The sequence below is a fragment of the Melioribacter sp. Ez-97 genome, assembly GCF_051488665.1.
In the GTDB taxonomy this organism is placed as follows: Bacteria; Bacteroidota; Ignavibacteria; order Ignavibacteriales; family Melioribacteraceae; genus Melioribacter.
This window is the reverse complement of record NZ_JBPSEG010000006.1, coordinates 83,309-106,290: the sequence shown is the minus strand read 5'-3', so window position 1 is coordinate 106,290 and position 22,982 is coordinate 83,309. Positions and strand designations below refer to the sequence as shown.

Sequence of the window (22,982 nt, the reverse complement as noted above, 5' to 3'; positions counted from 1 at the left end):
ACCTCACTTTAATTCGCTTAGAATTTGGACGGCTTTTTCGGGCGTCAATTTCGTATATACTCTTTCGTTAATAATCATGGCGGGACCCTGATCGCACATACCTACGCAATTTGCATACTCGAGAGTAAATTTATTGTCCTTTGTAGTTTGACCGAATTTAATGCCGAGTTCCCTTTCGATTGCTTTAGCCACCGATTCTTTGCCCTGCATGTCGCATGCTATTGTTTGACAAAGCTTTACGATATATTTACCCTTCGGCGTGGTACTGAGAAAAGAATAGAAAGTGATTACACTGTAGACTTCAACCGGATGAATATCGAGCAAACGCGCCACTTCCTGTTGAGCAAAGTCGGGAATATATTTATGCTTCCTTTGAATATCCTGAAGAATCGGAAGCAAAGAAGACCTGGAACGACCGTATTTTTCGACCAGTTGTTCAATTTCTTCGGTCATTGCATTTTTTTCTAATACGAGCATATTACTTCACCTCCTTTGCTTTCAGCAGATTATTGACTTTGTTAATTAATTCCTCGGGCGAAATCGGTTTTTCAACAAAGTCGTCTACCGGCACCAATTCGCTTTTGTCGTATTCCATACCTGTGGCTTTTGAGACTGAAGAATACATTAAGATGGGAGTAGTAATACCTTCTTTCCGGAATTTTTGAGCCAGATAAAATCCGTCGTCCGGCTCATCCATCATAACGTCGAGAATAATTAAATCGGGTTTCTGTTCTACGACGATTTTATAACCGTCGTGAGGATTATTGGCAGTCACGATGTTATGCCCTTTCGATTTGAGCACAATAGAACTGCTGTCGAGGATGTCCGGATCATCATCGATGATTGCAATTAGAGCCATATGTCACTCCTGTTAGTTATTTTATGTTTATAGGTAAATTGATAATAAATGTAGTCCCTTTGCCGAATTCGGACTCCACTTCAATTTTACCGTGATAAGAGTCGACAATTTTTTTGACGATACTTAATCCCAACCCGGTGCCGCTTATCTCGCGTGTCATTTCATTTTTGGCTCTGTAAAATTCATTGAAGAGTTTTGTTTTCTCTTCCGGTTTCAATCCGATGCCGGTATCGCCGATTTTTAGAATAAGGTAATTATGGGATTTGTAGAGATCTATATAAATATTGCCGTTTATACGATTGTACTTGATTGCGTTGCTCAGAAGGTTTGTCACAACGCGAGTGATTTCGTTGTAATCGGCGTTTATTGCGGGGAGATTTTCTTCGAGATGCGTTTCTATCGAAATGTTCTTTTTCTTGATGTCGAGTTCAAAAAACTGTATTGAGTTCTCGATTATCTCGCGGAGATCGATTTGCTCAATTTCCCTTTGTTTCGTATTTAATTCGATTCTGGAAATATCAAGCAGGTCGTTAACAAGATCGGTTAAGCCTTTGAGACGCGTAATGGAACGCTTTATGTAGTCTTCCTTTTTTTCCGGCGGAAGCTGTATCGATTTGTCGATTAGAATATTCAGATACCCCTGAACCGCGGCAAGCGGAGCTTTCAACTCGTGAGCTACCATCGACACGAACTGCGATTTCAACAATTCGATTTTTTTATATTCGGTGATATTGCTCATAATCAGAACGACGCCCGCAATACTGCCGTCCGAGTTCGGAATGGGCGTCGTAGAGAACTCCACAATTAGTTCGTTGTCAGGTTTGAGTTCTATCTGGTGAGAATAGCTTTTTACATGGAAGGTTTCCGAATCGAATAATTTATTTATTGTCTTTACTACTTTTTCGGGAAGTATATTTAATATTTTGCTGCCGATTTCGATATCGGCTAGATCAAGAAATTTGAGAGCGGCATAATTATAATAAACGAGTTCCGCATTTTTATTAATAACAAGAATGCCGTCGTTAATCGATTTAATTATTGCGTTGAGACGCGACTTTTCGTTTGCCAGCTCGAGCAAATTTTCTTCGCGCTCTTTTTTCAGTCTTTCCGATTCAAGTATTAATTTGCGTTGATTGACTCCCTGTTCAATTTGATAAATAAGCTCTTCGGGAGTGAACGGTTTGGGTATATAACCGAATGCGCCCAGACGCGTCGATTCGATGGCAGTGTCGTAGCTGGCAAATGCGGTCGCTATAAAACAGATCGTATTCGGATGGACGGATTTAATTTCTTTGAGAACAGTCAATCCGTCCACATCAGGCATTTTAAGATCGATAATGGCAATATCGAATTCCTTCGATTTGCCTAACCGAATACCTTCTTCTCCGTTCGAAGCGGATTCCACAATATAGCCTTCTTCTTCAAGAAGACGTTCCGTTCCCAAGCGTAATCCGTTTTCGTCGTCAATAATTAATATTTTGGATTTTTCATCCATTAAACGATTTATTTATCGCATATTCTTAAGTTTCGCAACCAATTCTTCTAACACAATCGGTTTATTCAGAATCCCGTCGCATTTCAGCCATTCTTTTTCCTCGTTTGTCGAGGCGCTGAATTTAAAACCGGTTGTATAAGGCGCCGAAGTAACAATGAAAACCGGCACACCGGGATTGCTCTTTTTGATTCTGTGGCAAAGTATAAAACCCGAATCCATCTCTTCCATTATCAAGTCGATAATGGCTGCGTCGGGATTTTCTTTTTGAAAAACTTCCCAGCCTTTTGCTCCGTTTTCGGCTGTAACTACTTTATATCCTCTGGATTCCAATAATACTTTGTTCTGTTCGAGTAAATCGATATCGTCATCGACCAACAGAATTTTTTTGATCTCCATTTTAACACCATCCTTTTTAATTCAGTATCATATAATTTTGTTTAATTGGCAAAGTGATTTCAAATTCCGAGCCTTCGTCCGGTTTGCTTTTGACCGTAATATCACCGCGGTGCATCTTTATGATTCCGTATGTAATTGCCAGCCCGAGTCCCGTTCCCTTTCCCATTTTTTTTGTGGTAAAGAACGGCGTAAAAATTTTATTGATATACTCCGGCTTTATTCCGCATCCCGTATCGCGAATTACTACTTTTATTTTATTGTCCGATTCATTAATAATAACGGAAAGAATTTTATTCTTGGAATTTTCCATTGCTTCGCAGGCGTTAATAATAATATTCATAAAAGCCTGTTTGAGCTGATCGCGGTCTCCCTGAATTTTGACTCCGCCGGCTCTGTCGTCGATATTCAGATTGATATCACTGAACTCTGCGCGTATTTTAATCAGTTTGAATATCGAGTCGATTATCGATTTTATTTCGATTTCGTCAAGGCAAAGGCGTCCCTGCCGGGCAAAATTCAAAAGGTTTGAAACTATGTTTTTGCATCTTTCCGTCTCTTCGATAATAAGTTTTAAGTCTTCTATGTTTTGTTTATCGCCGCCGATTCTTTCGATTTTTTTCTTTAACATCGACGCATAAATTAAAATAGAACCGAGCGGGTTATTGAGTTCATGAGCGACTCCGGCTGCAAGTTGACCGATTGAGGCTAACTTTTCCGCGTTTGCAAGTTGTTCCTGCGTTTCTCTGATTTCTTTATTTGCCTGTTCCAGTTTATCGATTAAATAAGGCAGGCACATATCTTCTTCCGCCAGTCCTTTTGCGATGGCAATAGCGTATTCCCTGCATGTGGGATATCCGCAAGCGCCGCAGTTTAATTCGTCCGACTTGGAGAATTTATTCGATTTTGCAAGTATAGATTTTATTGTTTCTTCCGGCGGGGTTGGTCTCCGCTGATTTCTAATCGTAAAATTTCTCGACAGGTCAATATCCCGATTGTTGTACAAAGCGCTTTGCCATACTTTTTTATCGAAAGAATTGATGTCCGACTCGATAAAAGAAATTACTTTTTCGCGGCGGGAATAGTAGTTCAATTCGGAATCGACTGCGGGACCGTTTATGCAGCCTTCGCAAAACAGAATGTCGACGAACTTCGATTTAATCTTTTTGTCTGCGATTTCGTTCAGTATTTCTTCCACTTTATCTTTCCCTTCTACAACAATGATTTCCTTTTCCAGAATGTCCCCGTGAGTGTCGGTAGTTTTCAGTAGTCCGCCCGTCAACGGATAAGCTTTTCCCATATACGCGTGCGGAGGATCGAAAGACGACGCGTCGAGCGAATTAAGGTCAATTTCTTTTTGTTCGAATATCTGTTTGATTTCCTTGAATGTAAGAACGGCGTCGATTGCATCGTCAACTTCCGGATCGAGGTATTCGCTTTTCTTTGCAATGCACGGACCGATAAAAACAACTTTAATATGGTCGCCGTAATTTTTCTTAAGGAATCTTCCCATTGCAATCATCGGCGAAACAACAGCAGCAAGGTTACCGGAAATTTCAACAAAATATTTCGTGATCCAGTTGTAGATTGCCGGACAAGGCGAACTGATTATCGTTTTGCCGGAATTGTTTTCGATGAAAGATTTGTACCGGTCGCTGATAAGATCCGCTCCGAAAGCCGCTTCGCTTACGTGTTTGAATCCGAGTTTTTTAAGCGCGGTAATAAATTGTTTTTCGACTCCGGGAAACGAAGCCGGAAAAGACGGCGCTACTATTGCATAAACTTCGTACGAAGGCAGTAATTCATTCATAACTATTCCCACATCGTCGAGCACCTGCTTGGCGTTTTGAGAACAAACTTTAACGCAGTGTCCGCAAGCAATGCATCGTTCTTCAATAACGACCGCCTGCCCGTTTAATACTCGTATTGCGCGGGCGGGACATTCCCTGATGCAGGAATAACATCTTTTGCATCTTTGTCCTATGGTCGAAACAATTCCCATCAAATCATAATTCTTCTAATATTTTTTTTCTGTTTACGTAAGTAGTATGGAGCAACTCGTGCGACAGATGACCGTTCGGCTCTCCCAAGAATTCGTTATAAAGCTTCTTGAGCGATTCGTTTTCGTGCGATTTTCTGTTTTTCATCTTAGCGTCGATTTCATAGAGGGCTCGAGCGCGTTTTTGAACTTTTTCTGGTTTTTGATGAATCGGCTGTCCGCCTCCGTTTATACAACCGCCCGGGCACGCCATTACTTCGATAAAATGATATTTTGATTCGCCTTTTTCTATTTGTTCCAATATACCTCTTACGTTGCCGATACCGTTAACGACCGCAACGTTGACCGTCGTTCCGTTAATATCGACGGAAAATTCTTTTACGCCGTCGAAACCTCGTACATTTGTCAAGTCGACGTTTTCCAGTTCCTTGCCGGAAAGTTTGAAATACGCGGTTCTCAAAGCGGCTTCCATAACGCCGCCGCTTGTGCCGAATATCGCTGCAGCCCCGGTCGATTCTCCCAAAGGATTGTCAAATTCGTCGTCCGGTAAATCGTTAAAATCGATGCCTGCTACTTTGAAGAGTCTGACCAATTCTCTTGTTGTCAATACAGCGTCTACGTCGGGCATCTTTTCTTCCGAAAGTTCAGGACGGCTTGCCTCGAATTTTTTAACCGTACACGGCATTATCGAAACGACAAATATGTCTTCCGGATTAAGCCCCATCTTTTTAGCGTAATACGATTTGATTATAGCTCCTTCCATTTCATGAGGCGATTTGCACGTGGATAGATGTTCGAGCAAGTGCGGATAATTTTGTTCTGCAAATTTAATCCATCCTGGGCAGCAGCTTGTGAACATCGGAGTTACGCCGCCTTTGCTAAGACGATTTATGAGTTCCGTCGCTTCTTCGATTATAGTTAGGTCGGCGCCGAAATTCGTATCGAAAACTTTATCGAAACCGAGTCGTCGCAATCCGGTAATTATTTTACCTGTTACATTCGTACCGATCGGAAGATTATATTCTTCGCCCAGCGTCGCTCTTACAGCCGGAGCTACCTGAACGACCGTAAATTTCTTTTTGTCGTTCAATGCGTTAACGACTTCTTTTGCATGGCTTCTTTCGCGAAGCGCGGCTGTCGGACAAACCAGAATGCATTGCCCGCAAAGAATACAATCGCTAACGTTTAGACCTTTATTAAAAGGCGTCGTTACGTTGCTTTTGAAACCGCGGTTCGTAAAATCAATGGCTCCGATTTTTTGAATTTCGTTGCATGTTCTTACGCATCTTCCGCAAAGTATACATTTTGCAGGGTCCCGTTCCATTGAAGGGCTCGAAATGTCGATAGCGTGATTTTTCTTTTCGCCTACATAACGATGTTCGCGTACGTTATATCTTTCGGATAAATCCTGAAGCTCGCAATTTTTGTTTCTTACGCAAATCAAGCAATCCTGCGGATGATTTTCAATCAACAGCTCAACAATGGTTTTTCTGGCGACTCTTACTCTCGGCGAATTGGTCTGCACTTTCATTCCTTCGGTAACGGGATAAGCGCAGCTCGGAGTAAGATTTCTCATACCTTCGACTTCAACAACGCAGATTCTGCATGCGCCCGTAGGAAATAGATCTTTCATATGACATAACGTTGGGATATGAATGCCGACTGATTTTGCGGCTTCGAGAATTGTCATGCCTTCTTCGGCTTTTACTTTTATATCGTTTATTGTTAATTCTATCATATTAATCTCCGTTAGAAATTAATTAACTTGAATTGCGTCAAAGCGGCACGATTCGAAACACATACCGCATTTTGTGCATTTTACCTGAATAATCTGGTGCGGTTGTTTCTTTTCGCCGATAATCGCTTCCGCGGAACATTTACGCAAACAAACACCGCATCCGTTGCATGCGTCGGGATCGATTTCGTATGTCAATATTTCCTTACATACTTTTGCGCCGCACTTCCTTTCGAAGAGATGTTCTTCGTATTCGTCTCTGAAATAACGCAAGCCCGATAATACCGGATTTGGCGCGCTCTGTCCCAGTCCGCAAAGAGAAGTATCCTGAATAACCTTAGCGAGTCTCTGAAGATGAATTATTCCTTTGAAACGCTGAAGCTGTTCGGTTTTATCTCCGTTTGTACCGTATCGCACGGGAATTCTTTCGATAATTTCGAGCATTCTTTTGGTGCCTTCACGGCAGGGGACGCATTTGCCGCACGATTCATTTTGAATGAATGTAAGGAAGAATTTTGCCACGTCGACCATACAGGTATCTTCGTCCATAACAACAAAGCCGCCGGAGCCCATCATAGCCCCGACTTCTCTTAAAGATTCGTAATCGACTTCGGTATCGAGAACAGAATCCGGCAGACAGCCGCCGGAAGGTCCGCCTATTTGAACGGCTTTGAACTTTTTATCGTTAGGAATTCCCCCGCCGATATCGAAAACCACTTCGCGCAAAGTAATTCCCATCGGAACTTCTACCAAACCGCTGTTTACAACTTTTCCGCTCAAGGCAAAAACTTTCGTGCCTTTACTGGTTTTTGTACCGGTGGATGCGAACCAAGCAGAGCCCATATTAACAATGGAAGGCACATTGGCAAAAGTTTCCACATTATTAATTACAGTGGGTTTGCCCCACAATCCGCTGTCGGCGGGATACGGCGGTCTGGGACGAGGCATTCCTCTTTTACCTTCTATCGATGCAATCAGAGCGGTTTCTTCGCCGCATACGAAAGCGCCCGCTCCTTTTTTAATTTTGAGGTCGAAGTCGAAATCGCTGTCGAGTATATTTTTTCCGAGAAGACCGTATTCTCTGCATTTTAGAATAGCGTCTTCAAGTCTTTCGATTGCGAGCGGATATTCGGCGCGGCAGTAGATATATCCGTATGACGCTCCGATTGCATAAGCGCCGATAATCATGCCTTCGATAAGCCGGTAGGGATCGCTTTCCAGCACGGAACGATCCATAAAAGCGCCGGGGTCTCCTTCGTCCGCGTTACAAATTATATATTTTGTATCGGAATTCTTTTTATGCGCAAGTTCCCATTTAATACCTGTCGGAAATCCTCCGCCCCCTCTTCCTCTCAAACCGCTTGATTTTATTTCCTCGATTACTTTTTCGGGCGTGAGAATTCTGAGAGCTTTATCGAGCGCTTTGAATCCTCCCGAGGCAATATATTCGTCAATCGAGTTCGGATTAATTACCCCGCAATTTTTCAGAACCACTTTATGCTGTCTTTTGAAGAACGGAGTTTCGTTTATGTTCGGAATGCCGTCTTTGGTTTCGCCGTATGAACCGAGTAATTTTTTCTTATAAACTTTCTTATCAATAATTGTAGTCTTTATCAAATCCTTAATATCTTTAGGCTGGATTTCACAATAAGATATCCTGTCCTCTCCGGGCAGTTTAATGTCTACTATCGGTTCTTTTGCGCAATAACCGACGCATCCGGTCGGCACTATCAAGGCTTTAATGTTTTCTTTGGCGAGCTCTTCTTCGATTGCGGATTTAACTTTATCCGCTCCCGAAGCCAGTCCGCATGTGCCCATACCGATAAAAATCACTGGAATTTGTGTCGACTCGTAACGGAGAGCTTCGTTCAGATTTTTATATTTTTCTTTGCATTTATCGTCGTTGTGGCAAAGAGGTCCATCTATAGAGCAAGCTACAAAAAGCTCGCAGGGAGTGCTTGGTGAATGCCAGCACTGGTCGCAACATTTTTCAATAAAACTTTTCATTCTGCGCTCACTGCTTGTTCTTGTTTTTTGTATTTATTAAGTATTTTGGGAATTTCTTTAACTGTAACGCGTCCGTAGTAGTCGTCGTTGATATTAATTACGGGCGCAATACTGCAGGCGCCAATGCATGCAACTGTTTCGAGGGTAAATAATTTATCGCGAGTAGTTTGACCTGCGCATATTCCCAATTCGTTTTCGAGAGCCATTAGAATATTTGCGGAATTTTTTACATGGCATGCCGTTCCGCGGCATACTCTTATAATATTCTTTCCAAGAGGAGTTAACCGAAATTGATTGTAAAATGTGGCTACTCCGTAAACTCCGCTTAACGACATACCGAGATGGTCTGCTACTTTTCGTAATTCTTTTTCGGGTAGATAGCCGTGAACCTCCTGAATATCCTGAAGCATGGCTATTAAATTACTACGGTCGTTTTTAGGATAATGCTGAAAAATATTGCCATCCATGTTGTTCTTCTCTTATTTATTTAGGTTATTAATTATATACAGATAATATGCCAAAAAATAAGGACAGCGATGACTTATTTATATGGCTAAAAGTGAGGTTTATATCCGTTTTTTACTTAACTGTTTCCTAACAGTGAGAAAAGTAAAAAAACGAATTCTAAATTTATAAAGTATATTGGGTCGCATTATGCTATTTAAAAGGTTATATTTTCCGGAGAAAATTCTTCGAAAAGGTTTTCGCCCTTAATATTTCCTATTGCAGTTAATTATCTGGAAAATTAAAATAAAGGCTAATCGCCCGCCCTCTTAAATGATAAAAGGCGATTACTGTTTAGTTATGCCGTTTTGAGTAGATTATTTTCTGCTAATCGAGCCGATGCCCGAGACGTTGGTTTTTGTTTTTTCGGGATCGCCGTAATAATCGATCGAACCGACGCCTGAAACCGAGGCGTTTAAATATTTTGAAGCATACACGCTTGCGCTTGCCGCTCCGCTGACCGATATATATACGTTCTCGGCTTTAAGAGATTTGGCGTCGATATTGCCCGCTCCCGATATCTCGGCGTGCAATGTTTTAACATTTCCATCCATTACAATATTGCCCGCTCCGCTCAATTCGACGTCGAGATCGTCGGTATCGATATTGTAAACCCGCATATTGTTCGCTCCGGAACATTCGATATAATTCAATTCAGGCACAGTTACAACTATCTTTATTTCTTTTCGTGGAGAAATACTTCTGCGGGTGTCAATTATTAGTCTGTTGTGCTTAACTTTCGTTTCGATAAGCGGAAGAAGATTTTCTTCTGCGGTAATTTCTATCGATTCTTTCTCGCCGCATTTTATTTTGATGTCGTATGCGCCTCCGACTTCAATTTTATTGAAATTTCTTATTTCTCTCGTTTCGGTTTTCAAATTGCCGCTGCCCCGGACTCCCCACACTCCGCATCCTGCAAAAATAATTGCAAGCAGAAAAAACACGGTAACTTTAGTTTTCATAGCGCCTCCGTTTGTTGCCTCTTAAGACGATGTTAATCCGTAATTGTTCCGTCCAACAAAAAAATTTTTGAATTATAGTAAATCCACTTAACTTTTTATATTTTATTTAACAAAAAATCAATTTATCGTACTGCCCTATGATGAACGAAGATTTAAATAATCTTCAGTCCGAAATATACGAACATTTGTGGAATGGCAGATACCGTTTAGCCCTAACCGCAGCAGAAAAATTATATTCTCTCCGTCCGAACGACCCCGAGGCAATAATTTCGTTAGCGTGGGCTTATCTTGAAAACGGCAATCCGACAAAAGCCCTCGATTACGCAAATTTGGCGGTAGAGCTCGATAGCGATTCATCCAGGATCCGATTCCACAGGGCTTATCTCCTTTCTCGCATGTGCATTTATGAAGGCGCTCTCGCCGATATAAATAAATCGATTGACAACGAACTTAATCTGTTAAAGTGGACTCTTACCACAAAAATCAGAGCGCTGGCGGGATTGAAAAAATACAAGGAAGCGCTCGATCTTTTGAACCGATCCCCGTTCCTGCGCGCCGATGACAACGAAATGTTAAGTAATTTGAAAACGCTTCTCGAGCAAGCTGTTCTGATTTCGGATGTCAATATGAAACTCGGGAAAAAGGATTCCGAGAAAATTCTCGAACTTGCGACAGAGGCTGTCAACAAAAAAGAATATTGGTTTGCTTTGCTAGTCTCGGAAAAATTACTTCAATATTCGGAATATTACCGCGACGAAGCCGAATTGCTCAATATCGAATCGATGTTCTATCTGTTTCAGTATCTTCCGGCTTTCCGTAAAGCGGAGGCATTGAAGAATAAATTTGCCAAGAACAAAAAATTCAATTTCATTTATAATGCTCTGCTTAAATTCAGAGAAACGGATTATGAAGACGAAACTCCGATAAGTCGTACAAACGAAAATAAAATCGTTCTGCCCGATTTATCGAAAACGGGCGAAAAAACTTCCGCATTCAAAACAAACGCCCTCCTCTTCCCTAACGATTATATAAAACTACTTTCAATAAAAATTTTTGATCCGGACCGGGAATCGAAAACAAAAGTTCGAGAATACTACAAACAGATCGACAAAAGGTGCAATTGGATTAGCGTGGAAGTAATTTTTGATAATCCCGAATTCGGCAAGAAAGACAGCGAATATAATTGCAAAATTATAACCTACATCGACGACATGGAAACTGGAACAACAAATTTTAAATTGAACGTTCCTAAAGAATGGGACTCGGTAATATTCACGCAAAATATCGGTTCGGATTTGCCCGGTTTCTGGAAGAAAGGACAGGGCAAACTGGAACTCTACGTAAATGAATTCAAAGTAGGAGAAAAATATTTCGGAATAAACGATTTTCGTATCAAAGAAAAAGAAGAAAAACGCGAAGAGAAAAGAATAATAAAAACCAAAGAACGCGAAAACGTCGTCAAACCTCCGGACGATAAATCACTGGAGGAATTGATTGAAGAACTCGATTCGTTTATCGGACTAAAAAACATAAAACAAACCGTTCGGGACTTTATTACATATCTCGAATTCATAAAAGAAAGGAAAAAATACGGATTAAAATCGGAAGAAAATATTGCAATTAACGCAGTCTTCCTGGGCAATCCCGGTACGGGCAAAACTACAATAGCTCGTTTAATCGGAAACATTCTGAGAGCTATGGGCATTCTCCCATCTGGTCATGTCGTGGAAGTAGACAGAGCCGCGCTGGTAGGACAATATATCGGAGAGACGGCTCAAAAAACTGAAAAAGTTATTCAGGATGCGCTTGGAGGAGTCCTTTTTATCGACGAAGCTTATACGCTTATTAAAAAAAGCGGAAGCGCCCAGGACTTCGGACAGGAAGCCATCGATATTCTGTTAAAAAGGATGGAAGACAAGAAAGGCGAATTTGTTGTAATTGCAGCCGGATACCCCGAAGAAATGAATGATTTCCTCGAATCGAATCCGGGGCTTAAATCGAGATTCACCCATACGTTTGTTTTTGAAGATTACACTCCGGACGAACTTGTAGAAATTTTCAAAAAGTCTGCCGAATCGGAAGATTACGGCTTAAGCAAAGACGCGGAAGAATTTCTCAAGAAAGAACTAATTAATCTCTACAGAAACAGAGATAAATCGTTCGGCAATGCACGGCTGATAAAAAAAATATTGGATGAATCGAAACTGAACTTAAGCAAACGGATCTTATCGTTGCCCGATTCAGAAAGAAGCAAAGAAAAATTAACCACAATTACGCTAAGCGATATTCAAAAGGTATTTAAACCCGCCGAAGGAAAATCTTACAGGACTCCGATCAACGAAGAACTTTTGTCGGAAGCTCTTAAAGAGTTGGACAATCTGGTAGGACTAGCAGGCGTTAAGAAAGAGATAAACGAGCTTGTAAAACTTGCGCGTTTCTTTGCAGAAGAAGGCGAAAATTTAACCGAAAAATTCTCCGACCACTATTTGTTCCTGGGAAATCCCGGCACAGGCAAAACGACAGTCGCTCGTCTGTTCAGCAAAATATTCTCGGCGCTCGGAATTTTGAGCAAAGGTCATCTGGTAGAAACCGACCGGCAGGGCTTGGTAGCCGGTTATGTCGGTCAAACAGCCGAGAAGACAAAAGCTGTTATCGACAAAGCGCTCGGCGGAACTTTATTTATTGACGAAGCCTATGCGCTGACCAAGTCGGGAGGAGGAAATTCGGATTTCGGAAGAGAAGCTATCGATATCCTTTTGAAAAGAATGGAAGACGACAGAGGGAAATTTATTGTAATCGCCGCCGGTTATACGGAAGAAATGAAACAATTTATTTACAGTAATCCCGGTCTTGAATCGCGTTTTACAAAATCGATAGTCTTTGAAGACTATACTCCCGATGAAATGATGGAAATCATAAAACGGGCTCTTTCGAACGAAAATAAAAAACTTGCGCCCGACGCCGAGGAAGCTCTTTTGAGTTATTTCAGGGATCTGTATAACCATCGCGATAAAAAGTTCGGCAATGCGCGTATTGTCAGAAATCTGCTCGAAAGGTTGAAGAAAAAACTCTTACTCAGAATTGCAGATCTCGATTCAAATGAACGCACGGAAGATGTAATGAATACGATTATTCTGGAAGATATAAATGAAGTTACGGGAGTCACTTACAATGCCAGAGAATACAGAGTGAAAGGAGACCCTCTCAAACTACAGGAATATATGGACGAGCTGAATTCGCTCATAGGTCTCGAAAATGTAAAAGAAGGAATACTGAAATTAATAAGCGGTTCAAAGATTGCTCAACTGAAACGTGAAAAAGGATTGCATGTAATTGAAAAGAATCCGAATGCAATTTTTATTGGCAACGACGGCACGGGAAAAACAACGGTTGCAAAATTATTCGGCAATATATTGCGTGAACTTGGAATATTGTCGAAAGGACATCTTGTAAAAGTGGAAAGAGCCGACCTGGTTAGAAATTTTCAGGATTCCACGCAAATCCGGGCAGAGGAATTAATTAAAGATTCGCTCGGCGGCATTTTAATGATCGATAATTTTTCAACTCTCTTTACCGAAGATTTCGGGAAGGAAGCATTCGACGCAATTCTCAACGGAATAACCCGTCATAAAAACAAGTTCGTTGTAATATTGGCTGATAATTTTGACAACGCCACTTCAGTGATTGAAAAAAATCCCGATTTGTCGGCGTATTTTTCGCAGGTTCTTTATTTCGAAGATTACACTCCCCGCCAGCTTCTTACAATCGCCTATTACATAGCAGACAAGCACGGTTACCTGCTAGACGAAGGAGCCCTACAAATGCTGCTTGAGATTTTCAACGACCTCTATGAAAAGAGGGACTATAATTTCAGAAATGCAATGACTGCGCGAAATATTCTTTACACGGCAATAAGTAACCAGGAAAACAGAATAGCCTCTTTAATCAATCCTTCCGACGAAGATCTTAAGACTATCAAACTCGAAGACGTGCAGAAAATAAAATTCTAATTTTTAACGTAAATCGAGCGGGCGATTTTTTCGGTAATTGCAAGTGACAATTTAACCGGAATAAATCTGCCGGCGAGTACCAATATTTTATTTATAATGCCGTCCAAAACCGTCGGCTTCTTACCCAAACTTCTGATTGCCGTTTTGACTACGTCGGGGGCTTCTCTCTGAAAATAACCGCCGTCGGAACCGGCGACTTTATGAAATTCTGTTTTTGTAGGACCGGGATTTACGACGAGAATATCGATCCCCTTCTTTTTATATTCCCCGTAGAGCGACAATCCTAACGTTAAATCGAACGATTTCGTTGCCGAGTAGACCGACATATAAGGCGTGGGCTGATACGCTACAAGGCTGCCTAAAAATATTATCGCTCCTTTTCTTTTTTTCAACATTTTTTCGAGCGCTAAATTGGTCAGGTATACAGGCGCTAAACAATTCAGAATAATCATTTCACTGTATACGCGAATATCATGATTCATAAAATTTCCGGCTTTGCCGAATCCGGCGTTATTTATTAATATACCGATATCCTTCTCTTCAATTTCTTTCTGAATAAGTCTCAAATTATCAGGCTCGCTCAAATCGAGGTCGAGCGCAATAACTTCAACGCCGTAATTATTTCTTAATTGGTTTGCAAGCTCGTCTTTGCTTCTGCGCGAAATCAAAATTAAGTTAATTTTTTCTTTCGCCAGATAAAGAGCGAATTCTTTGCCGATACCGGAAGACGCCCCGGTGACAATTGCCCATTTCCCGTATTTATTTGCTAAACTCATAAAATGTCTAATTTATTTGATATTTTTATGTTTAAATAATATAATTAATTTGTTAAACAGGAGAAGTTATGAAAATAGTCAATATTAAAGAAATAGAAAGCCGCGTTGTCGATATGGCGGGAACATACAAAGTTAAAAAACAGATTCCGATATCTTCCGCCGACGGTACGCCCGCATATTCGATGCGCGTATTTACTCTTGAGCCTAACGGGTATACTCCTTATCATAGTCATAATTACGAGCAATTAAATTATGTGATTGAGGGATACGGAGTTTTGGTGGACAAAGACGGGCACGAGCGCCCGTTAAAAGAAGGAGACTTTGCTCTTGTAATGCCAAACGAGTACCACCAGTATAAAAATATTTCTGACAATACAAATTTTGTTTTCATTTGCGTAGTACCGAAACAATACGAGTAATCAGATCATTTCGCTAAGCAATTCTTTGCGCGGTTTGGGTATTACCACTTTATTGACGAGCAAGCCTCTGTCTGCAATCACTTTTGCGCCGGCGTCCACGGCGCTTTGCACAGCCGCTACATCGCCGGTCAATGTGCAAAAAGCTTTTCCTCCGAGAGCCATAGCAAGACGAATTTCAATTAATTTAACGCTCGCCGCTTTTACTGCAGCGTCCGCTCCTTCAATCAAAGAGGCTACTGAAAACGATTCTATTATTCCGAGCGCTTCAAGCATTTCTACGTTCGAATGTCCCGCCAGCGCGGGAAAAATATCTTTGTGAACATTCGGTATCACAAACGTGTCAATTATACCGAAAGACAACTGATTGACGGCATTATCCACGGCGGTTTCCACTTCAGCAACTTCGCCGCCTATGAGCACCATATATTTGCCCGAACAAATTGTTCGCGAAAGAATCAGTTCTACGTTCGAAGTTTTTAACATAATGTCTGCAGCCTGCATTCCAGCCGCAATGCTCGTCATTTCGACTAATCCCAATGAGTTCATTTTAGCCCCGGAATTTAATTTTCAATTATAATATAATTATCTGTAATTTCTTTTATTACTCCGTCTATCGAAGCGTGAATTCTAGCGCCGACTTTTTCGGGTTCAACGTCCGCAACAAGATCGCCTTTTCGTACTTTTTGGTTCAAAGTTACGACCGGACTTGCAGGCTGACCGGCGTGTTGTTTAAGCAATAATTTTACCCGACCCGGCGTATAATCGATTTCTTCAAAAGGCGTAGCTCTGTCGTAATCGGTCAATTGTAATTTTTTCATTAACATTTTCAGAGGCACTCTTCTTCCCTCTTTCATCGGATGCACTTTCACTTCTTTCTTTTGCTCGTATCGCATTCCGTTTTTTCTTAAATAGTCTTTGCCTTGATTGCAAGCTTCCCTCGGATAAAGATCTTCCGGACATGCGTAAAGCGAACAGAGCCCGCAGGAACAGCATAAGTCGGCATATTGATTCCAAACGCTTTCGCCGGTTGTTGTAAATGCAAGAGAACGCATCACCTTATGCGGCTGAACGTCGTAGCCTAAAAGATAACGCGGACAAAATTCCGTACAATAACTACACTGGTCGCAAGCGGATTTGCCTATTCTGTTCATGTCATGAATCGGACGTTTCATACGGTCGATAAGATAATGATTTATCGGAAGCACAATAATTCCCGCGGTCGTTTTCGTAACAGGTTCGTCAATATCGAAAGTTAACCGTCCCATCAAAATTCCGCTTACGAAAATTCCGTAATCCTGCAGAGTTGTTCCGCCGGCAAGTTCGATCAGTTCTCTGAAGCTGGTTCCCACGGGAACGAAAAACGATTTCGGATTTTTTACGGCGCCCGTTACAGATAAAAATTTTCTCGTAACTGGAATACCTTCTGCGGCGTTCGATATGTTATATAAAGTTTCAACATTGTTGACAAGACAACCGACATCCAATGGCAGTCCGTGCGGAGGAATTAATCTGTTTGTTGCGGCATAAACCAGTTCGTATTCGTCGCCCGAAGGATAAAAATCGCCTAATAGCGAAAGTTCAATCGAAGGATTTTTAATCGAATCGGCAATCGAGTCGATGGCTTTTTTATTCTTCTCTTTGATTCCTATAAAAGTTTTTTTTGCTCCCGTCTGTTTTAACAGATTGTCAATGCCGTCCAGAATTTTTTCCGGGAAATGAACCATCAGTTCGTAGTCTTTATGAATTAACGGTTCGCATTCGGCTCCGTTTGCCAGCAAAAATTCCACTTTTGATTTCGCTTTAATATGAGACGGGAAACCTCCTCCTCCCGCTCCTACCACGCCTGCGTTATAAATTTTTTCTACTAACTCCATCAGTCATTCCTTTTGATTACTACAATGGTTTTATCGTCCTGATACTTGCTTTCGCCTGTGGAAAACTTTGTTACGTCGTCGAGTATTGCGTATGCGATATCTCTCGAAGTGAGATTCGAATTCTTTTTGATAATATCGGAAAGTCTCGACTCGCCATAAAACTCGTACTTGTTGTTAGCCGACTCTGTTACTCCGTCGGTGTAAATAACCAGTATGTCGTTTGGGTCGAAGTTAATACTGTCCGTTTCATACTTCGAATTCGGCGCAGGACCCAAAAGCGGACCTGTTGAGTTAAGTGTGTAAAATGTATTTGCGCTCTTTTTATAAAACAATGGCGGATTGTGACCCGCGTTTGAATAAAGGCAAAGACCTTTTTTGTCGATCGAAAGTTCGCAATAAAAAAGGGAAACAAATTTATCGTCGCTGAAAATTTTATTGACAAGCTGATTTAGACGGTACATCATCGGCGATATTTTTACCTGAAAAGTCGACGCCATTCTGACGGCGCCGGAAATATACATCGCTTCGGCGGCGGCGGCAAGCCCTTTCGAAGCTGCGTCGCCGACGACTATTCCGAGCCGCTCTTCGTCTTCGCCGATTTTCAGATAATCGTAAAAGTCGCCCGCTACTGTTTCCGCAGGTATTGTCACTCCGAATATTTCATAGAAATGAAAATTATATTGATGCTCCGGAAGGATGCTTTTTTGCAGTTCCTTTGCTTTGTCGATATCTTTAATAAGATTTTTTCTTATTGCAGTCAGATATCTCTCGCGCAACTTGGAAGTCAGTACGGTAGCCACTGCATTTAACGTATCGCGTAATTCTTCTCCGATCTGGTCGCTGTTAACCGCCAGTAAATACTCGTAATATTTTTTGCCGTTTACATTTATTTTTTTCCCCACTCCTGACGCCGAATACCTGAAAATTCCTTTCGACAGTAATGTCATATCGGTTTCATCCGCTAAAATAGTGCGTTCCTTCGCAATCTTATCGAGTATCGGGTTTTCGGAAATCGACAACATGTAATTTTCAGGAATCTTGGTAAGATTGCCTGTCTGGAATACCAATTTATATGCAGCCGCCGAAGCGTCGAGTTTCCAGAGTCTTCCGCCGTTTAAGTTGAATTGCTCTTTGCTCACTATCTGTTCGAGCACATACTTCAGCAGATCTGTGTCCGTTTTGAAATTGCCCGAGGCAATTGTGTCAAATGTTTTTATGAGTTTTTTCTGATCCATTATTCGGAGTAAAAGTTAATAATATTAATGATAGCCCGGCGGCACACTTCGTTAAATTCTTTCGAACTGAAGGACCTCATCAAGCTGTTAATTGTAGGACGATAAACGCCTTTTAAGACATATCCCCCGCCTTCAAAAACGCCGATTTTATCCGAGTAGGTCGAATCTGCCGGCGTGGGCACGGGAGTGTTACTTTCTATTAACGATTTCCATTTCGATTCGAAATTGACAAGCGTCGTTATGTTCGGCTCCCACGGTTCCGTCTCGAGATTATAAAATTCATTGTATGTAGAAGTGTCGGCATATTCGTCGGCAAGTCCGGCGAGTCCGTGACCGAATTCATGCACAAAGATCAATTTGGATAGTCGATTGTCCGAAGCGGTTACATTATAAAAATTATAGATCGCTCCGCCGCCGTATTTTGCAGTATTTACTATTATAAAAATTTGATCGTAAGGAGCGTTCGAAGCTGCGTCTCTGACCGAATAATAATCTTCTGTCATCAGATATCGTTCGCTGTCGAATGTATAGAATCTGGAATTCAAAATAGTATTCTTCCAGATATTCTCAGCCGGAATGTCCGTTCCGGTTTCTCCGGAAGGAGCTTCGACCCCCCAGATATTGATTTTTTCTTTTAATTCATCGAAAGGAGAAAATTCAAAAAGGTAATCAGCAAAACGTTTGCAGTCGTCGCGAAATTTATCCATTTCTTCTATCGTGTAACCTTCCGGCAAAAATACTATGTCGAGTTTTTTGTGATGATCTCCGCTGTAATGAACTTTGAAAGCGTCGTATTTTTTCGGTCGTTCCTTAACTATAAAATAATTGTTAGGATCGATTACATATGAAAATTTATTAATGAATATTCCTTGCCGGTCTCTTTTGTCGATTTCGATTCTTACTTTCGATTTGGGATACGGAAATGTTACTGAACAGGCGAATGTTTTAACTACGGTATCGGCTTCGTCCGTAGTTTGCCATTCTTGAAAGAGAGTTGAAAATCCTCTCGAATAGATTAAACGGTTTTCCGAAACATCAAAAACTTTCAGGAAATAATTTCCGTAATAAAAAGTATCGATTAAATTTATTTCCGAGCCGCCCCAATAGGGCTCTTCAATTAATCGATTGAACGAAATAATCTCGTTGTTTTTGTCGCCGGTCTGATAAAAATCTACCCGTAGCGTCTTATCGAGAAAATATTTATTGAATTCCGCCTGAGGATAGACCGCCACATAAAACAGAAAAATAAAAGAGATAATATTTTTCATATTTTTATTTAATTTTTCTGGAACCGGGTTTTACGAGAGGTATCTTATTTTCTTTGCACAGAGGGCATTCTTCAGGAAGAAAAGATTTAACCTCAAGTTGTAAAGTACTGAATTGGGGGACGCCGAAATCGACTTTATTGTTGCTCCTGTCGACTATAAAACCCACGCCGGCGACAATGCCTCCGCCATTTTTAACAATGTCCATCACTTCGAAAACGGAACCGCCTGTCGTAACTACGTCTTCGCACACCAGATATTTCTTGCCGGCTTCTATGCCGAATCCTCTTCTGAGAGTCAGGGTTTTATCTTCGCGTTCTGCAAAAATCGATTTTTTGTTTAACTGACGCGCAACTTCCTGCCCGACAACAATTCCTCCGATTGCCGGCGATATCACCGCGTCGATTTCATGGTTCTTAAAATGATCCGCTATCATTCCCGAGATCAATGAATTGTATTCCGGATATTGAAGCACGAGAGCGCATTGAAAATATTGATTGCTGTGTCTGCCGGATGTCAATAAGAAGTGACCTTCGAGTAAGGCTTCCGTTTTCAAAAAAATATCTAGTATTTCCTGTTTATTCATAAGAGTATAAAAGGTTTATTGAATTAGCGAGTTTAAAATCGTTTTCCGTAATACCGTTAACGCTGTGAGTTTGAAGCGTTACTTCCACATTATTCCACCCGAATAATCTTATGTCGGGATGATGGTCGATTTTTTCCGCTTCGATGGCGATCCTGACCAGAAACGCAACCGCTTCCGAAAACGAATCGAGTTTAAAACTGCGTGTCAATTTATTATTGTCGAAAGACCACCCTTTTATCGAGGGCAGTCTTTCAAGTATCGATTTCTCGTCGAGTTTATTCATTAATCGTGTTTTTTTCTTCGCTGTTTTCTTCTTCTTTGTCGGAATTTTTCACTTCATCGTCGGCTTTATTCTGAGCTGCTTCATTTTCTTCCAGCGATTTCTTATCCGGCACGAAATAAAGTTCCTCGGTATTCTTTTTGTGTTTTACGATTATTTTATCGCCTTCTTTGAATTGACCTAACAGCAGTTCTTCAGCCAGCGGGTCTTCGATATATTTTTGAATCGCGCGTTTCAACGGTCTTGCTCCGTACTTGGGATCGTAACCTTTGTCCGACAGAAATTCAATTGCGGATTTATGCAGTTCGATCGTCATTTTGTTTTCGCGGAGATTTTTAACCAGGTCTTTCATTTCGATGTTGATAATCTGCTTGATGTCTTCTTTGTCGAGGCTTCTGAAGACGATAGTTTCGTCAATCCTGTTTAAGAATTCGGGATTGAAGAGCTTTTTCATTGCGTCTTCGACTGTGTTTTTCAGCGTAGTATAAGCGTCGGCTTCCGTAACGTCTCCGAAACCGAATCCGCCGGTAGTCTTAATATCTTTAGTGCCGACATTCGAAGTCATAATGATAATCGTATTCTTAAAGTCGACTCTTCTGCCGAGACTGTCGGTTAAAACGCCGTCGTCCAGAACCTGCAAAAGAATATTGAATACGTCTGGATGAGCTTTTTCGATTTCGTCGAAAAGCACAACCGAATACGGTTTTCTTCTGACGCGTTCTGTCAATTGTCCGCCTTCTTCGTAGCCTACATATCCCGGAGGAGCTCCGACAAGTCTGGATACGGAGAATTTCTCCATATACTCGCTCATATCGATTCGAATTAGTGCGTCTTCGGTATCGAATAAATATCGCGCCAGTTCTTTTGCTAATTCGGTTTTACCGACTCCGGTCGGTCCCAGGAATATAAAAGTGCCGATCGGTCTGTTTGCGCTTTTAAGACCGGCTCTCGTTCTACGGATTGCTTTAGCGAGTTTCGTAACGGCTTCGTCCTGTCCGACGATTCTTTGTTTGAGAGCTTCTTCCATTTTAAGCAGTTTTTCGCTTTCAGCCTGGACGACTCTCGTAGTCGGAATTCCCGTCATCATCGAAACGACAGTGGCAATATCTTCTTCGGTAACGTCATAAATCATATCCTGAGTTTTGGCTTCCCATTCGCGTTTCGCAATTTCAAGGTCGGACTGCAATTGACGTTCTTTATCGCGCAAACGAGCGGCTTCTTCGTAATCCTGCTGTTTGACTACCTGTATTTTCTGTAATTTCACTTTTTCGATTTCTTCTTCGAGGCGGAGAATTTCTTCGGACACGGTAAAGTTGCCCATATGCACTCTCGAACCAGCCTCGTCGATAACGTCGATAGCTTTATCGGGCAGATGTCTGTCCGTAATATAACGCTCGCTCAATCTCACTGCGGCTTCGATAGCCTCTCGCGAATAACGAACGTGATGGTGTTCTTCGTACTTGAATTTTATGTTCTCGAGAATTTCGATAGTTTCTTCGGGAGAAGGCGGATCGACCATTACTTTCTGGAATCTTCTGTCGAGCGCGCCGTCGGTTTCGATATATTTTCTGTACTCGTCAAGCGTCGTCGCACCGATACATTGAATATCTCCGCGCGCCAATGCTGGTTTGAACATGTTCGAAGCGTCGAGCGAGCCTGAGGCTCCGCCTGCGCCTACGATTGTATGAAGTTCGTCGATAAATAATATCACGTCGTCGGCTTTCTCGAGCTCGTTCATCAATGCTTTCATTCTTTCTTCGAACTGACCGCGGTATTTAGTGCCCGCTACCAATCCCGCCAGATCGAGCGTTACGACGCGTTTGTCCTGTAAAATACGAGGCACTTTCCTTTGAACAATACGAAGCGCCAAACCTTCCGCTATTGCGGTTTTTCCTACTCCGGGTTCGCCAATCAAAACGGGATTGTTCTTTTTCCTTCGGCTCAATACCTGAGCGACCCGTTCGATTTCTTTCTCTCTGCCGATGACAGGGTCTAATTTGTCTTCCATTGCAAGCTTTGTCAAGTCTCTGCCGAAATTATCAAGAACGGGAGTTTTTGTCTTTTCGACTTTCTTTGCCGTAAATGGTTGAGCAAACGGAGCGGACGATTTCTGGCTTTCCTTACTCGAAAGAATGTTGTTCAATTCCGCTCTTACATTGTCGTAATTAACGTTGAACTGATGCAATATCTGAGTTGCGATATTGTCTTCGTCTCTCAGGAGCGAAAGAAGTATATGTTCGGTTCCGATTACATCGGATTTGTAAATCTTCGATTCAATCTGAGTAATCTTGAGCACTTTTTCGGCTTGTTTGGTAAGCGGAATATTGCCGATTGTAAGAGTTCCGCCTGAAGTTCTGACGGTATCTTCAATGGCTTTTTTCAGTTTTACCAGGTCGACTCCAAGATTTCTCAATATTTTGACGGCAACTCCCTGTCCTTCCCGGATAATGCCCAGAAGAAGGTGTTCCGTACCTATATAATCATGACCCAGTCTTAGCGCTTCTTCTCGACTTAATCGAATGACTTCCTGTACCCTTTCTGAAAAATTTCCTTCCATATTTATAATTCCTCTCTTTTTCTTTC

At 41.6% G+C, this 22,982-nt stretch carries 19 protein-coding genes; 2 read left to right on the top strand and 17 right to left on the bottom strand.

The genetic code is table 11. The features are described 5' to 3' along the window. Positions 1 to 3 precede the first annotated feature (3 nt). From nuoE (ACSSWA_RS08845) to ACSSWA_RS08805, 9 genes are all read right to left on the bottom strand, one after another. Positions 4 to 477, bottom strand: a complete 474-nt coding sequence (nuoE, locus tag ACSSWA_RS08845; RefSeq protein WP_437356204.1) for an NADH-quinone oxidoreductase subunit NuoE — start codon at positions 475 to 477, stop codon at positions 4 to 6. Position 478: 1 nt separating this feature from the next. Continuing rightward, positions 479 to 859 (bottom strand): response regulator transcription factor, encoded by a 381-nt coding sequence (locus ACSSWA_RS08840; RefSeq protein ID WP_437356203.1) that lies wholly within the window; start codon positions 857 to 859, stop codon positions 479 to 481. 16 nt (positions 860 to 875) lie between these two features. After that, complete coding sequence (locus ACSSWA_RS08835) at positions 876 to 2,354, bottom strand: response regulator (protein ID WP_437356202.1); 1,479 nt, start codon at positions 2,352 to 2,354, stop codon at positions 876 to 878. 12 nt (positions 2,355 to 2,366) lie between these two features. Further along, positions 2,367 to 2,750 (bottom strand): response regulator, encoded by a 384-nt coding sequence (locus tag ACSSWA_RS08830; RefSeq protein WP_437356201.1) that lies wholly within the window; start codon positions 2,748 to 2,750, stop codon positions 2,367 to 2,369. 16 nt (positions 2,751 to 2,766) lie between these two features. Further along, positions 2,767 to 4,749 (bottom strand): [Fe-Fe] hydrogenase large subunit C-terminal domain-containing protein, encoded by a 1,983-nt coding sequence (locus ACSSWA_RS08825; protein WP_437356263.1) that lies wholly within the window; start codon positions 4,747 to 4,749, stop codon positions 2,767 to 2,769. A 4-nt stretch (positions 4,750 to 4,753) separates the two neighbouring features. Continuing rightward, complete coding sequence (locus tag ACSSWA_RS08820; RefSeq protein ID WP_437356262.1) at positions 4,754 to 6,490, bottom strand: NADH-dependent [FeFe] hydrogenase, group A6; 1,737 nt, start codon at positions 6,488 to 6,490, stop codon at positions 4,754 to 4,756. A 12-nt stretch (positions 6,491 to 6,502) separates the two neighbouring features. Beyond that, on the bottom strand, positions 6,503 to 8,488 hold the full coding sequence (locus ACSSWA_RS08815; protein ID WP_437356200.1) for an NADH-ubiquinone oxidoreductase-F iron-sulfur binding region domain-containing protein: 1,986 nt from the start codon (positions 8,486 to 8,488) through the stop codon (positions 6,503 to 6,505). Further along, positions 8,485 to 8,955: an NADH-quinone oxidoreductase subunit NuoE gene (nuoE, locus tag ACSSWA_RS08810; RefSeq protein WP_437356199.1), complete on the bottom strand. Its 471-nt coding sequence runs from the start codon at positions 8,953 to 8,955 to the stop codon at positions 8,485 to 8,487. Before nuoE (ACSSWA_RS08810) ends, ACSSWA_RS08815 begins: the two co-directional genes overlap by 4 nt. A 354-nt stretch (positions 8,956 to 9,309) precedes the next feature. Continuing rightward, positions 9,310 to 9,954 (bottom strand): head GIN domain-containing protein, encoded by a 645-nt coding sequence (locus ACSSWA_RS08805; RefSeq protein ID WP_437356198.1) that lies wholly within the window; start codon positions 9,952 to 9,954, stop codon positions 9,310 to 9,312. Positions 9,955 to 10,091: 137 nt separating this feature from the next. On the opposite strand from ACSSWA_RS08805, the gene ACSSWA_RS08800 reads away from it, so the two are divergent. Beyond that, positions 10,092 to 13,964, top strand: a complete 3,873-nt coding sequence (locus ACSSWA_RS08800) for an AAA family ATPase (protein WP_437356197.1) — start codon at positions 10,092 to 10,094, stop codon at positions 13,962 to 13,964. On the opposite strand, the gene ACSSWA_RS08795 is transcribed toward ACSSWA_RS08800, so the two are convergent. After that, positions 13,961 to 14,740, bottom strand: a complete 780-nt coding sequence (locus ACSSWA_RS08795; RefSeq protein WP_437356196.1) for an SDR family NAD(P)-dependent oxidoreductase — start codon at positions 14,738 to 14,740, stop codon at positions 13,961 to 13,963. The genes ACSSWA_RS08800 and ACSSWA_RS08795 overlap by 4 nt on opposite strands. Before the next feature lie 68 nt (positions 14,741 to 14,808). Here ACSSWA_RS08795 and ACSSWA_RS08790 point away from each other — a divergent pair, with 68 nt between their 5' ends. Beyond that, positions 14,809 to 15,159 carry a cupin domain-containing protein gene (locus ACSSWA_RS08790; RefSeq protein WP_437356195.1) on the top strand — a complete coding sequence of 117 codons (351 nt, stop codon included), beginning with the start codon at positions 14,809 to 14,811 and terminating at the stop codon, positions 15,157 to 15,159. On the opposite strand, the gene ACSSWA_RS08785 is transcribed toward ACSSWA_RS08790, so the two are convergent. From ACSSWA_RS08785 to ACSSWA_RS08755, 7 genes are read right to left on the bottom strand one after another with little or no spacing between them, the layout of a single operon-like run. Further along, positions 15,160 to 15,705: a BMC domain-containing protein gene (locus ACSSWA_RS08785; protein WP_437356194.1), complete on the bottom strand. Its 546-nt coding sequence runs from the start codon at positions 15,703 to 15,705 to the stop codon at positions 15,160 to 15,162. It lies immediately after the preceding gene. 14 nt (positions 15,706 to 15,719) lie between these two features. Beyond that, the gene (locus ACSSWA_RS08780) at positions 15,720 to 17,033 is read right to left on the bottom strand and encodes a 4Fe-4S dicluster domain-containing protein (protein WP_437356193.1); all 1,314 of its coding nucleotides are present in this window, start codon (positions 17,031 to 17,033) and stop codon (positions 15,720 to 15,722) included. After that, positions 17,033 to 18,268: a PP2C family protein-serine/threonine phosphatase gene (locus ACSSWA_RS08775; RefSeq protein ID WP_437356192.1), complete on the bottom strand. Its 1,236-nt coding sequence runs from the start codon at positions 18,266 to 18,268 to the stop codon at positions 17,033 to 17,035. Before ACSSWA_RS08775 ends, ACSSWA_RS08780 begins: the two co-directional genes overlap by 1 nt. Beyond that, positions 18,268 to 19,536, bottom strand: a complete 1,269-nt coding sequence (locus tag ACSSWA_RS08770; protein ID WP_437356191.1) for a M64 family metallopeptidase — start codon at positions 19,534 to 19,536, stop codon at positions 18,268 to 18,270. The genes ACSSWA_RS08775 and ACSSWA_RS08770 overlap by 1 nt, the downstream gene beginning before the upstream one ends. Positions 19,537 to 19,540: 4 nt before the next feature. Next, positions 19,541 to 20,119, bottom strand: a complete 579-nt coding sequence (gene pyrE, locus ACSSWA_RS08765) for an orotate phosphoribosyltransferase (RefSeq protein ID WP_437356190.1) — start codon at positions 20,117 to 20,119, stop codon at positions 19,541 to 19,543. Further along, on the bottom strand, positions 20,112 to 20,402 hold the full coding sequence (locus tag ACSSWA_RS08760) for a 4a-hydroxytetrahydrobiopterin dehydratase (protein WP_437356189.1): 291 nt from the start codon (positions 20,400 to 20,402) through the stop codon (positions 20,112 to 20,114). The genes pyrE and ACSSWA_RS08760 overlap by 8 nt, the downstream gene beginning before the upstream one ends. Then, positions 20,395 to 22,956, bottom strand: coding sequence for an ATP-dependent Clp protease ATP-binding subunit (locus tag ACSSWA_RS08755; RefSeq protein WP_437356188.1), 2,562 nt, complete (start codon positions 22,954 to 22,956; stop codon positions 20,395 to 20,397). Before ACSSWA_RS08755 ends, ACSSWA_RS08760 begins: the two co-directional genes overlap by 8 nt. Positions 22,957 to 22,982: the final 26 nt, after the last annotated feature.

Bases quoted from the DNA above. Each gene is read 5' to 3' on its own strand.
- ACSSWA_RS08840 (WP_437356203.1), bottom strand. From the start codon at position 859: ATGGCTCTAATTGCAATCATCGATGATGATCCGGACATCCTCGACAGC.
- ACSSWA_RS08835 (WP_437356202.1), bottom strand. From the start codon at position 2,354: ATGGATGAAAAATCCAAAATATTAATTATTGACGACGAAAACGGATTA.
- ACSSWA_RS08805 (WP_437356198.1), bottom strand. From the start codon at position 9,954: ATGAAAACTAAAGTTACCGTGTTTTTTCTGCTTGCAATTATTTTTGCA.
- ACSSWA_RS08825 (WP_437356263.1), bottom strand. From the start codon at position 4,749: ATGGGAATTGTTTCGACCATAGGACAAAGATGCAAAAGATGTTATTCC.
- ACSSWA_RS08815 (WP_437356200.1), bottom strand. From the start codon at position 8,488: ATGAAAAGTTTTATTGAAAAATGTTGCGACCAGTGCTGGCATTCACCA.
- pyrE (WP_437356190.1), bottom strand. From the start codon at position 20,119: ATGAATAAACAGGAAATACTAGATATTTTTTTGAAAACGGAAGCCTTA.
- ACSSWA_RS08800 (WP_437356197.1), top strand. From the start codon at position 10,092: ATGATGAACGAAGATTTAAATAATCTTCAGTCCGAAATATACGAACAT.
- ACSSWA_RS08795 (WP_437356196.1), bottom strand. From the start codon at position 14,740: ATGAGTTTAGCAAATAAATACGGGAAATGGGCAATTGTCACCGGGGCG.
- ACSSWA_RS08780 (WP_437356193.1), bottom strand. From the start codon at position 17,033: ATGGAGTTAGTAGAAAAAATTTATAACGCAGGCGTGGTAGGAGCGGGA.
- ACSSWA_RS08770 (WP_437356191.1), bottom strand. From the start codon at position 19,536: ATGAAAAATATTATCTCTTTTATTTTTCTGTTTTATGTGGCGGTCTAT.
- ACSSWA_RS08830 (WP_437356201.1), bottom strand. From the start codon at position 2,750: ATGGAGATCAAAAAAATTCTGTTGGTCGATGACGATATCGATTTACTC.
- ACSSWA_RS08785 (WP_437356194.1), bottom strand. From the start codon at position 15,705: ATGAACTCATTGGGATTAGTCGAAATGACGAGCATTGCGGCTGGAATG.
- ACSSWA_RS08760 (WP_437356189.1), bottom strand. From the start codon at position 20,402: ATGAATAAACTCGACGAGAAATCGATACTTGAAAGACTGCCCTCGATA.
- nuoE (WP_437356204.1), bottom strand. From the start codon at position 477: ATGCTCGTATTAGAAAAAAATGCAATGACCGAAGAAATTGAACAACTG.
- ACSSWA_RS08755 (WP_437356188.1), bottom strand. From the start codon at position 22,956: ATGGAAGGAAATTTTTCAGAAAGGGTACAGGAAGTCATTCGATTAAGT.
- nuoE (WP_437356199.1), bottom strand. From the start codon at position 8,955: ATGGATGGCAATATTTTTCAGCATTATCCTAAAAACGACCGTAGTAAT.
- ACSSWA_RS08775 (WP_437356192.1), bottom strand. From the start codon at position 18,268: ATGGATCAGAAAAAACTCATAAAAACATTTGACACAATTGCCTCGGGC.
- ACSSWA_RS08790 (WP_437356195.1), top strand. From the start codon at position 14,809: ATGAAAATAGTCAATATTAAAGAAATAGAAAGCCGCGTTGTCGATATG.